Origin of the sequence: Sulfitobacter sp. PR48, from assembly GCF_028807335.1 — a bacterium.
Classification (GTDB): Bacteria; Pseudomonadota; Alphaproteobacteria; order Rhodobacterales; family Rhodobacteraceae; genus Sulfitobacter.
Genome location: NZ_JARAMM010000017.1, coordinates 92,353 through 102,964 on the forward strand (window position 1 = coordinate 92,353; position 10,612 = coordinate 102,964).

Annotated in this window: 11 protein-coding genes and 1 pseudogene; 5 read left to right on the forward strand and 7 right to left on the reverse strand. The window is 63.6% G+C overall.

What is annotated here, in order from left to right:
- Positions 1 to 2: 2 nt before the first annotated feature.
- The 4 genes from PVW51_RS19655 to PVW51_RS19670 all read right to left on the reverse strand — a co-directional run bounded on the left by PVW51_RS19655 (position 3) and on the right by PVW51_RS19670 (position 4,288).
- Entirely contained in the window at positions 3 to 1,964 is a 1,962-nt protein-coding gene (locus tag PVW51_RS19655; RefSeq protein ID WP_274576980.1) for a DNA gyrase/topoisomerase IV subunit B, read from the reverse strand.
- Positions 1,965 to 2,122: 158 nt separating this feature from the next.
- On the reverse strand, positions 2,123 to 2,254 hold the full coding sequence (locus PVW51_RS19660; protein WP_269364823.1) for a hypothetical protein: 132 nt from the start codon (positions 2,252 to 2,254) through the stop codon (positions 2,123 to 2,125).
- A gap of 152 nt (positions 2,255 to 2,406) precedes the next feature.
- Positions 2,407 to 3,285 carry an alpha/beta fold hydrolase gene (locus PVW51_RS19665; protein ID WP_274576985.1) on the reverse strand — a complete coding sequence of 293 codons (879 nt, stop codon included), beginning with the start codon at positions 3,283 to 3,285 and terminating at the stop codon, positions 2,407 to 2,409.
- A 142-nt stretch (positions 3,286 to 3,427) separates the two neighbouring features.
- Positions 3,428 to 4,288, reverse strand: a complete 861-nt coding sequence (locus PVW51_RS19670; protein WP_274576986.1) for a LysR family transcriptional regulator — start codon at positions 4,286 to 4,288, stop codon at positions 3,428 to 3,430.
- 91 nt (positions 4,289 to 4,379) lie between these two features.
- Between PVW51_RS19670 and PVW51_RS19675 the strand changes: the two genes are divergently transcribed.
- From PVW51_RS19675 to PVW51_RS19685, 3 genes and pseudogenes are all read left to right on the forward strand, one after another.
- Entirely contained in the window at positions 4,380 to 4,766 is a 387-nt protein-coding gene (locus tag PVW51_RS19675; protein ID WP_274576987.1) for a DUF4260 domain-containing protein, read from the forward strand.
- A 52-nt stretch (positions 4,767 to 4,818) separates the two neighbouring features.
- The gene (locus PVW51_RS19680) at positions 4,819 to 6,186 is read left to right on the forward strand and encodes an MATE family efflux transporter (protein ID WP_269364831.1); all 1,368 of its coding nucleotides are present in this window, start codon (positions 4,819 to 4,821) and stop codon (positions 6,184 to 6,186) included.
- Positions 6,183 to 6,605 (forward strand): annotated as a pseudogene (locus PVW51_RS19685) (VOC family protein). The gene PVW51_RS19680 and the pseudogene PVW51_RS19685 overlap by 4 nt, the downstream one beginning before the upstream one ends.
- Before the next feature lie 615 nt (positions 6,606 to 7,220).
- Here the strand turns inward: PVW51_RS19685 and PVW51_RS19690 are convergent.
- A complete protein-coding gene (locus tag PVW51_RS19690) occupies positions 7,221 to 7,622 on the reverse strand; it encodes a hypothetical protein (protein ID WP_269364835.1) in 402 nt (133 codons plus the stop codon).
- A gap of 10 nt (positions 7,623 to 7,632) precedes the next feature.
- A complete protein-coding gene (locus PVW51_RS19695; RefSeq protein ID WP_274576988.1) occupies positions 7,633 to 8,835 on the reverse strand; it encodes a pyridoxal phosphate-dependent aminotransferase in 1,203 nt (400 codons plus the stop codon).
- A 97-nt stretch (positions 8,836 to 8,932) separates the two neighbouring features.
- Between PVW51_RS19695 and PVW51_RS19700 the strand changes: the two genes are divergently transcribed.
- Together PVW51_RS19700 and PVW51_RS19705 are read left to right on the forward strand one after the other, a co-directional pair.
- Positions 8,933 to 9,331, forward strand: coding sequence for a helix-turn-helix domain-containing protein (locus tag PVW51_RS19700; RefSeq protein ID WP_274576989.1), 399 nt, complete (start codon positions 8,933 to 8,935; stop codon positions 9,329 to 9,331).
- Positions 9,324 to 9,596: an FAD assembly factor SdhE gene (locus PVW51_RS19705; RefSeq protein ID WP_269364842.1), complete on the forward strand. Its 273-nt coding sequence runs from the start codon at positions 9,324 to 9,326 to the stop codon at positions 9,594 to 9,596. Before PVW51_RS19700 ends, PVW51_RS19705 begins: the two co-directional genes overlap by 8 nt.
- 88 nt (positions 9,597 to 9,684) lie before the next feature.
- Here the strand turns inward: PVW51_RS19705 and PVW51_RS19710 are convergent, their stop codons facing one another.
- Complete coding sequence (locus PVW51_RS19710; RefSeq protein ID WP_274576992.1) at positions 9,685 to 10,437, reverse strand: SDR family oxidoreductase; 753 nt, start codon at positions 10,435 to 10,437, stop codon at positions 9,685 to 9,687.
- Between the last annotated feature and the right edge of the window lie 175 nt (positions 10,438 to 10,612).

Below are 10,612 nucleotides of genomic sequence, written 5' to 3' on the forward strand. Positions count from 1 at the left end.
CCTCAAACATCCAACTCCTCTACGAACCGCGCGTTTTCCTGGATATACTGGAACCGCAGCTCCGGCTTCTTGCCCATCAGCCGCTCCACCAGATCGCCGGTCTCTCCGGGGATATCCTCGTCCACCGTCACCCGGATCAATTTCCGCGTTGCCGGGTCCATCGTGGTTTCTTTCAGGTCCTTCGCGTCCATCTCGCCCAGACCCTTGAAGCGTTGCAGGTCGATCTTGCCCTTGCCGCCCAGACCCTTCTCCAGCCAATGGTTCTTCTCGATGTCATCCGCCACATACAGCCGCTTGGCCCCCTGCGTCAGCCGGTAGAGCGGCGGGCAGGCGAGGTAGAGATGCCCGTTGTCGATCAGCGGCCGCATCTGGGTAAAGAAGAAGGTCATCAGCAGCGACGCGATATGCGCGCCGTCCACATCCGCATCGGTCATGATGATGATCTTGTCATAGCGCAGATCGTCCAGGTTGAACTTGGTCCCCATACCGACCCCCAGCGCCTCGCAGAGGTCTGAGATTTCCGCATTGGTCGTCAGCTTGCCCGAGGCCGCCCCCAGCACGTTCAGGATCTTGCCCTTGAGCGGCAGCAGCGCCTGGGTGTTGCGGTTGCGCGCGCCCTTGCCGGACCCGCCGGCCGAGTCGCCCTCGACAATGAACAGCTCCGTGCCCTCGCGGGTTTTGCTGGTGCAATCGGTCAGCTTGCCGGGCAGGCGCAGCTTTTTCGTCGCCGTCTTGCGCGCGGTTTCCTTTTCCTGACGGCGGCGCAGGCGTTCCTCGGCCCGCAGCACAAGGAAATCCAGGATCGCGCCGGCGGATTTGGTATCCGCCGCCAGCCAGTTGTCGAAATGGTCGCGCACCGCGTTCTCCACCATGCGCTGCGCCTCGGTGGTGGCCAGCCGGTCCTTGGTCTGGCCCACGAATTCCGGTTCGCGGATGAAACAGCTGACCAGCGCGCAGCCGCCGGTGATCAGGTCCTCGCGGGTGATCGTGCCCGCCTTGCGGTTGCCCACCAGCTCGCCATAGGCCTTGATCCCCTTCAGGATCGCGGCCCAGAACCCGGCCTCATGGGTGCCGCCCTCGGGCGTCGGGATCGTGTTGCAGTATGACTGGATGAAACCATCGCGCGAGGGCGTCCAGTTGATCGCCCATTCCACCTTGCCGGGGGTGCCGAATTTCTCCTTGAAATCGACCATCCCGCCAAAGGGCGCTTCGGCATAGGTGGTGGAGCCGCCCAGCGTCTCGTTCAGATAGTCCGACAGCCCGCCGGGAAAGTGAAAGCTCGCCTCCATCGGCGTGTCGCCATCGGGCAGGGCGGATTTCCAGCGGATCTCGACCCCCGAAAAAAGATAGGCCTTGGACCGCGCCATGGCGAACAGCCGGGCAGGGCGCAGTTTCAGCGCGCCAAAGATTTCCGCATCGGGGTGGAATGTCACCGCCGTGCCGCGCCGGTTGGGGGCGGCACCGATCTTTTCCAGCTTGCCCTGCGGCAACCCGCGCGAAAACTCCATCGCGTAAAGTTCACGGTTCTGCGCAACCTCGACCCGCAGGTGATCCGACAGCGCATTCACCACCGAAGAGCCGACCCCGTGCAGACCGCCCGATGTCTCATAGCTGTCGCCCGAGAATTTGCCGCCCGCGTTCAGGGTGCAAAAGATGATCTCCAGCGCCGATTTGCTCGGGTCCTTGGGGTGCATCCCGATGGGAATGCCGCGCCCGTTGTCGCGCACGGTCACATGGCCGTTCGCATGCAGCTCCAGCTCGATCCAGGTGGCATGGCCCGCAACCGCCTCGTCCATGGAGTTGTCCATGATCTCCGCCACCATGTGATGCAGCGCGCGGTCGTCCTTGCCGCCGATGTACATGCCGGGGCGCAGGCGCACATGTTCCATATCCTCCAGCACCTGGATGGAGGAGGCATCATAGTTCTTGCCGCTGGGCTGGGCACCGGAGAGGAGATCGGACATGAGGCAGGCCTGTTTTTGTTCATTTTTGTTGGTCACCGAGTATGCCAGAGCCCGCCGCGCGGGGGAAGGGCCAAGGCCGCCTTGTCGTGCATTTCCCGAAGCTGCCCGGTGTTCGGGATCTGCACGGCGGCACCGGGCCTGCGCCCCTTGTCCCCGGTTCAGAACAATCCGGAATATTGATGCGCGGGCGCATTCAGCCCGTTCCGGTCATAGGGCCGCCAGAAGGCCGAAAAGACCAGGGCGATCAGGATGATGGCGACGGCAAGCAATGGCACGATGCGAAGCAGCATGGTAAAATTCCCCTTCTTTCAAATGCCGTCAACCTGCGCAAATCCGCGCATCCGGGCAAGTCAGGTATTCCCGACCACCGGTCTTGCGGCTGAACGCCCCAAGCTCCTTTCTTTTTGGCTTAACTGCGCCTCATCTGCCGCAGGGTGTGACCTTACCGGTCGGGGAACCAGTCCAGAATCGCCCGCGCCACCTCCTGCGGCTTCTGGTGATGCAGCCAATGGTCGGTGCCAGGGATCTCGACCCGTGTCAGATCGGCGGCGAATTCCTCCAGACCTGCGGTCGCCTCGGGCAGGAGGGCGCGGTCGTCGGTGCCCCAGATCAGCAGATGCGGGCAACGGACCTTCAATTTCTCCAGCGGCAGATCGGGCATCTTGATGCTGCCCCCGGGCTTCGGCACCACCAGCGGTGAGGCGCGATACCAGTTCACCATGCCGCGCAGCCGCCCCGGGCCGGACCAGGCCGCAACATAGGCGTCGCGCGTCGCACCGCTGAGCCAGCCAGTGTCCATGTTGGCCGAGAACATCGCCAGCAATTTGGCAAATCCATCCCGCGCCAGCTTTTGCTCGGAACCTTCCGCCCGAAGATAGTGGATATATTGCGAAGCCTCGGCCTGCGCCCCGCCCGCCGCCAGGGCGCGCTGAAAGGGAACCGGATGCACCCCGTTCATGATGATCAGCCGCGACACCAGATCGGGCCGCGAAATCGCCAGGCCATAGGCCACCGCCGCGCCCCAGTCATGTCCCAGCACGGCGATGGGCGCATCGCCGATCAGGGCCGCCATATCGCTCACCAGTTTCGGGGTCGCATAGTCGGATACCGCTTCCGGTGCCCAGCTCTGACCATAGCCGCGCTGGTCCGGCGCGATGCAGTGAAACCTGTGGGCCAGCAGCGGGGCCAGATCGGCCCAGGCCCCGCCGAATTCGGGAAATCCGTGCAACAGCAGGAGTTTGGGCAGGCGTTCATTGCCCCAATGGCGCAGAAAGCAAGGCCTGCCATTCAGCGTCACGGTTTCGGTGCGCGGCTCGGTCATGTCTCGTATCCTTTTGCTGTCCGGCCCGTCGCGATTCTCCGCACCCCGACGGGCCCGCGCCGGGGGCCACCGGCCCGCTCCGGTCAAACCGGCGCTTCCTCCGGGGCAAAGTCTGACCCCTGGGGTCCATCAAGGCAATGGGTCACAAAAGGTGACGCAGCGCGCTTTTGAGCCTGTCAAAGACAAATGCGATCCGCGCGATCCGCGCCTGATCCTCATGCACCACCAGCCAGACCGGCATCGGATGCATGACCCCGGGCGCAACCCGGCGCAGCCCCAGACGCGCGGCCAGCTTCACCTGACAGAAGCCCAGCCCCACACCACCCTGGATGGCGGCGATCTGCGCCAGCGGATCGTCACAGCGCAGCACCACATTGGAAGGGGCGGGCAGGCCAGCGGCCGTCAGCGCGGGCAGGATCAGGTCTTCGCGGTCGTCCGCGACAAAGGGCTGCTCCTGCCAGGGCCGATCCGGATCAGGCGGGGCAAAATCCGGGGCCGCGAACAGGGCGACCTCGCAATCGGGCAGACGGCTGGCCACCAGCGCCTGCTGGCGCGGCGGGGTAAAGCGGATGGCGATGTCCGCCGCGCGCCGGGTCAGATCCTCCGCCCGGTCGGTCGCCGCCACCTCGAAACGCAAGCCCGCAGCCTCCGCCTGCATCTGCCGGATCAGCATGGGCAGCACATGCCCCGCCACCACCCGGCTGGTGGTGATCCTGACCACACCCTCCAGCGCCTGCGCCCCGGCGCTGGCCACGCGGCCCAATGCGGCGGCCTCGGCAATGACGGCGGCGGCCAGCGGCATCAGCGTCTGCGCCATCCCCGTCGGGGTCAGCCCGTTTGCCGCACGGGTGAACAACTGGGTGCCAAGCTCCGCCTCCAGCGCCTCGATCTGTCGGCGCACCGTGGGCTGGGCCAGCCGCAAAACCCGCGCCGCAGCCGAAAGGCTGCCGTGGGTCATCACCGCATGAAAGGCCGGGATCAGGTCAAGCGAAGGTCTGCTCATCATTTTTTGATAGGTGACTATTCCTTTTTGGTCAATTTCTTTCAAGGCGTACTTGCGCCAGACCAAGGTCATCCCAACAAAAGGCGATCCCATGACAAAGCCCTCGACCCCCCGTTCAACCGCCCCGGCGCCGCTGGCCGTCACCCTTCGGCTGGAAGGGCTGGCACTGGCCGGGGTTTGCATCCTGATCTATGCCCGGCTGGGCGGCGGCTGGGGGCTCTTCGCGCTGCTGATCCTGGCCCCCGACCTCTTCATGCTGGGATACCTGCGCGACAGGCTGACCGGGGCGCTGGTCTACAACATCGGGCACAGCTACCTGACGCCGTTGGCACTGGCCGGGGCAGGGCTCTGGTCCGGCAGTGACCTTGCCCTGTCGCTCGCGCTGATCTGGGGCGCGCACATCGGATTGGACCGCGCGATGGGCTACGGCCTGAAGTACGGCACCGGCTTCAAGGCGACCCATCTGGGCCGGGTCTGAGGCGGGCGTTTCACCTCTTCACCTTCGCCATAACCCGGCGTATGGCTGGGATATGACACCGGTTCTGACATACGGCGGCCATATGCGGGCAATCCTGACACTGGGGCTGCCGCTGATCGGCGGACACCTGGCGCAGGTGGCGATCGGCGTGACCGATACGGTCATGATGGGCTGGTACGGGATCGAGGAACTGGCGGCGGTGACGCTGGCCTCCACCTTCTTTTTCGTGCTGTTCATATTCGGTTCCGGCTTTGCCTGGGCGGTGATGCCCATGGTCGCGGCCTTTGACGCCAAAGAGGACGACACCGGCATCCGCCGCGCCACCCGCATGGGGCTCTGGCTGTCGCTTGGCTTCGGGCTGCTGTCGCTGCCCCTGATGCTCTGGGCAGAGCCGATCCTGCGGATGATCGGGCAAAGCGATGAGCTGGCCCGCGACGCGGGCCGCTATCTGCGGGTCATGGGGTTTGGCATCCTGCCCGCCCTGCTGGTGATGACACTCAAAAGCTATCTGGCGGCGCTGGAACGCACCCAGATCGTGTTCTGGATCACGCTGATCTCGGCGGGGATCAACGCGCTGGCCAATTACGCGCTGATCTTCGGCAACTGGGGCGCGCCGGAACTGGGTGTGGTGGGGGCGGCCATCGCCTCTGTCAGCACCCATGTGGTTTCGCTGATCTGCGTGGTGGTCTACATCCTGACCGTGGTGCCGCAGCACCGCATCTTCGTGCGCCTCTGGCGGGCGGATGCGCAGATGCTGGGGCGGGTGTTCCGGCTGGGCTGGCCGATCGGCCTGACGGCCTTGAGCGAGGTTGGCCTCTTTGCCGGGTCTGCGGTGATGATGGGCTGGCTGGGCACCGTGCCGCTGGCCGCCCATGGCATCGCGATCCAGCTGGCCTCGATCACCTTCATGGTGCACCTCGGCCTCAGCAATGCCGCCACCATCCGGGCGGGCAACGCCAATGGCCGGGGCGACGCGGCACGCCTGTCGCGCGGCGCGATCACGGTCACCGCGATGTCGGTGGTCTTTTCCGTCTTTGCCACCGTGGTCTTCATCGGCTGGCCCGAGCCGCTGCTGTCGGCCTTCATGCAAGACGGTGAACCGGCGCGCGCGCAGATCCTGAGCATCGGCGTGGGGCTGCTGGCCATGGCGGCACTGTTCCAGTTCGTCGACGGGGCGCAGGCGATTACCCTGGGCCTGCTGCGCGGCGTGCAGGACACCCGGGTGCCGATGTGGATCGCCGCCTTCAGCTACTGGGGGCTGGGCGTGCCCTGTTCCTATCTGCTGGGGTTCACCCTGGGCGGCGGCGGCATCGGGGTCTGGTCCGGTCTGGTGACCGGCCTGGGGATTGCCGCGATCCTGCTGAACATCCGCTTCTGGGGCGTATCGGTAAAGACCGTCGGAAAGGATCAGACCGCATGATTTCCTATGTCACTCTTGGTGCCGATGACATCGCCCGCGCGAAACACTTCTATGCAGCGCTGCTGCCCGCCCTCGGCTACGGGCTCACGGAAGGCCCCGAGGGGCTGAGCTATGTGCTGCCCGTGGCAGCGGGCCAGCCGGCCTTGCCGGATTTCTACGTGAAACCAACCTTTGACGGGCGTCCGGCGACGGCCGGGAACGGCGTCATGGTGGCCTTTGAGGCCCGCAACCAGGCCTAGGTGCGCACGCTGCACGCTGCCGCCCTTGCCGCCGGTGGCCAGGACGAGGGGCAGCCGGGCTTTCGCGCGGCCTATGGCCCGCGTTTTTACGTGGGCTACCTGCGCGACCCGCAGGGCAACAAGATCGCCCTGTTCTCCAGCAATCCGGATGAACCGGGCAGGGACGACCAGAGCGCCTGACGAAATGCCTGAAACATCAGGCATCAGGTGACGCGCTGAACGCTCTCGTTTCAGGCAGCGTTACGCAGGTCAGGTTTTCGGATAACGCTTCAAGACATCACGCGAAATGCTTTGGCGTGCCATGCCGCAACGGACGACATGTCATACATGACATGTCAAAAATGACAGGTCTTGCATGACATGTCTGCAAGTGCGGGAAACTAGGTCGTGTTGACATTCATTGTCGCCCACCCGCGCGAGACGGATTTTGCCGCTGGCGCCCTGATGTGAGCGCAGCAATGTGATCATTGGAAGCGAACATCCGGGATGGCAGAGGCAAAATCCGCCGCGCCCCGCAGGGGTTTCGCCAAAATTGCCCATTTCTGCGTTCCAGCGTCCCGCCTTTATTTTAAGGCAAATCACCTCGCCAATGTCCCGAGAGCGCGTAGCGCGTCAGGGTATTGGCGCTTCAATTTCAAGGCGGGGCGCGCAAAGAGAGCTTGAAATAGCTGGCTATTCCTGCGCTCTCTTGCCTGGAACTGAGCAATTTTGGACTGAAACGGGTGGGCGACAATGAATGTCAACACGACCTAGGAGCAGGCAGCGTTACGTGGTGCCGGTTTTTCGCACGACACTTTAATCCTTCAGCAGCCGGTCCGCCTTCTTGCGCACCAGCGTGCTGCGCAGGTCATGCATTGCCAGCAGCAGCGCGTCGGTGACCGCTTCCAGCTGCTCATCCGTGGCCTTGGACTGCACCCATTGCGTCGTCAGGTTCAGATAATCGACGGCGCGGTGGATGTCGTCGATGTCGCGATGTGCCAGAACCTGCCGGCGCTCCTCCATCCAGTTGCGGATGGTGTCGAGATCCGCTTCCGACAGGCTGCGGTCGCCATGGGGCTTGATCTCGCCATTGCGGATATTGGCAAGGGCGATCTGGTCCATCTCGATCCGCCGCTGCCGGTTTTCGGTGTCGATCCGAAACACTGCAGCGCCGTTTTCCCGGACCCGGAAATAGTATTCTGGCAGTTCAGTCGACATGGATACCCCGTTACACGCAACCCGCGCAGAAAGCCTGAATGCGGCCGCAGGCCTCTTTCAACGCGGCATCGGAGGTAGCGTAGCTGACCCGGAAGTTCGGCGAAAGGCCGAAGGCGGCCCCGAACACCACGGCGACCCCGGTCTCTTCCAGCAGGGCGGTGGCAAAGGCTTCGTCATTCTCGATCTTGGCCCCCCCGGCAGAGGTCTTGCCGATCAGCCCGGCGATGGAGGGATAGACATAGAATGCCCCCTCGGGCACCGGGCAGGTGACCCCCTCGATCTCGTTCAGCATGGAAACCACCAGGTTGCGGCGGCGCACGAACATCTCGTTGTTGGGGGCGATATAATCCTGGGTGCCGTTCAACGCCTCGATGGCCGCCCATTGGCTGATGGTGCAGGGGTTGGAGGTGCTTTGCGACTGGATCTTGCGCATCGCGCCGATCAGTTTTTCAGGGCCTGCGGCATAGCCGATGCGCCAGCCGGTCATGGCATAGGCCTTGGACACGCCGTTGACCGTCAGCGTGCGGTCATAAAGTGCGGGTTCGATCTGCGCCGGGGTGCAGAACTCGAAGCCGTCATAGGCCAGATGTTCATACATGTCGTCGCTCATCACCCAGACATGCGGGTGGCGCAGCAGCACGTCGGTCAGCCCTTTCAGCTCCTCCCGGCTGTAGCCCGCACCGGTGGGGTTGGAGGGGGAGTTGAAGATGAACCATTTTGTTTTTGGCGTGATCGCGGCTTCCAGCGCCTCGGGCGTCAGCTTGAAATCGTCTTCCAGCGTTGCGGGGGCGATGACAGGCTCGCCCCCCGCCAGCAGCACCATGTCGGGGTAGCTGACCCAGTAGGGGGCGGGAATCACGACTTCCTCGCCGGGGTTCATTGTCGCCATCAGGGCGTTATAGAGGATCTGCTTGCCACCCGTGCCGACGCTGACCTGCGATGGTTTGTAGTCCAACCCGTTGTCACGCTTGAACTTTTCGCAGATCGCCTGCTTGAGTTCTGGAATTCCGTCAACCGCGGTATACTTTGTCTTTCCAGAGGCGATGGCCGCGACGGCCGCGTCCTTGATGTTTTGCGGCGTGTCGAAGTCCGGCTCGCCTGCGCCAAGGCCGATAACGTCTCGCCCCGCTGCCTTGAGTTCCGCCGCCTTGGTGGTGACGGCAATTGTGGGGGACGGTTTGACGCGGGCAAGCGTTGCAGAGAGCAGTTCCATTCCGGACCTCGGTATGTGATGTATGCGCGACCCTCTTAGGGGGGCGAGACAAACCGATCAAGAAAGAACGCCTTTGTTCTGATGAAAGGGATGATGAATGAACGATGTAACGGACTGGTACGGACCTGATGCGGCAACTTTCGGCGACAGGCTCGCCGCCGCGCGCGAACAAGCGGGCATGAGCCAGGGAGAACTTGCCAAGCGGCTGGGGGTGCGCCTGCCCACCCTGCGGGGCTGGGAAGATGACCATGCGGAGCCGCGTGCGAACCGGCTGTCGATGCTGGCAGGATTGCTGAACGTGTCGATGATGTGGCTGATCAACGGCGAAGGCGAAGGTGTCGGTGCGCCCGATGCGGAGAGCGCCGACAACGCGGGCCTGACAGAGATCATGTCGGAAATCCGCAGCATGCGCGCGGACCTGCTGCGCAAGGCCGAAGACATGGGGCGGCTGGAGAAACGCCTGCGCCGTGTCATGACCGATGCCGCAAATGTCTGAACTTGCCGAACATCGGATCAAGCGGCTGCACATGCGGTCGATGCGGCGCGGGATCAAGGAAATGGACCTGATCCTGCCCGCCTTTGCCAGGGTGCATCTGGCCGCGATGGATGATGCCGATCTGACCCTTTACGAAGAGATGCTGAACGAAAGCGATCACGATCTCTATCTGTGGGTCTCCGAACAGGCACAACCCCCCGACCGCTACGCGCGGTTCATCACCCTGATCCGCGCGCAACTGGCAGGCGGGGTTCGGCCGGCGTAGGCTCAGGACCCATACGGCCGTTTACCCCAAGGCACGCGCGTCCGGAAAGCGGACACTGGCCCTTTCAAATCCAGTGCCCGCTCCGCTTCTAAAGCTTGTTAATGGCGTTCCCTCCATCGGCGAACAGGGCACTCCCGGTCACGAAAGACGCGTGATCGGAAAGCAAAAAGAGCGCCGCACCGGCAATCTCGGAGGGCTCAGCCATGCGTTTCAGCGCATGAAAGCCGCGCACGACCTCGTGAAAACCGGCATCATCCCCGGCCATGGGTGTCATCGTGCCCCCCGGCAGCAGCGCGTTCACCCGGATGTTCTCCGGCCCGTGCTCCGCCGCGAGGACCTGCGTCATGCCGACAAGCCCCGCTTTTGCCGCCGCATAGGCCGCCATCCCCGGCAAACCGATGCCCTGGCCGACGAAGGAGGAGGTGAAGACAATCGAGCCGCCGCCGCGTTTGCGCAGGGCCGGTATCTGATGCCTGGCCGCGTAGAACCCGCTGTCGAGGTTGACCGCAACCACCTTGTGCCAGTTGCTTTCCGCCATCTCGGGTACCGGTCCCATGTCTCCGATGATGCCGGCATTGTTGAAGGCGCCATCAAGCCCGCCAAAGCGCTCCTGCGCCAGTGCCACCAGCGCCTCGGCATAGACGCTGTCTTCGACATTCCCCGCCAGAAAGGCCGCTTCGCCACCCTTGGCAGAGATTTCCTCCGCGATTTCTTCAAGCAATCCGGCGCGGCGCGCACCAAGCACCAGTTTCGCGCCTTCCCCGGCGAACAACCTTGCGGCGGCTGCACCGATGCCGCTGCTTGCGCCCGTGACGATAATTGTCTTTCCGTTCAGAAGCATTCCCATCTCCATCCTTTGTTGATTGGGAGATGCTTAGGCTCTGGACCCATTAATTCTATATGCTCAGTTTGACAGATTTTTTCGCAGGCCAGGAACATCTGCGCAAGAATAGTGGTTCTATTTCAAGCAGATGTGACGCAGGCTGCGGGAAAATCCGTCAAACCCGAAGGGCGGC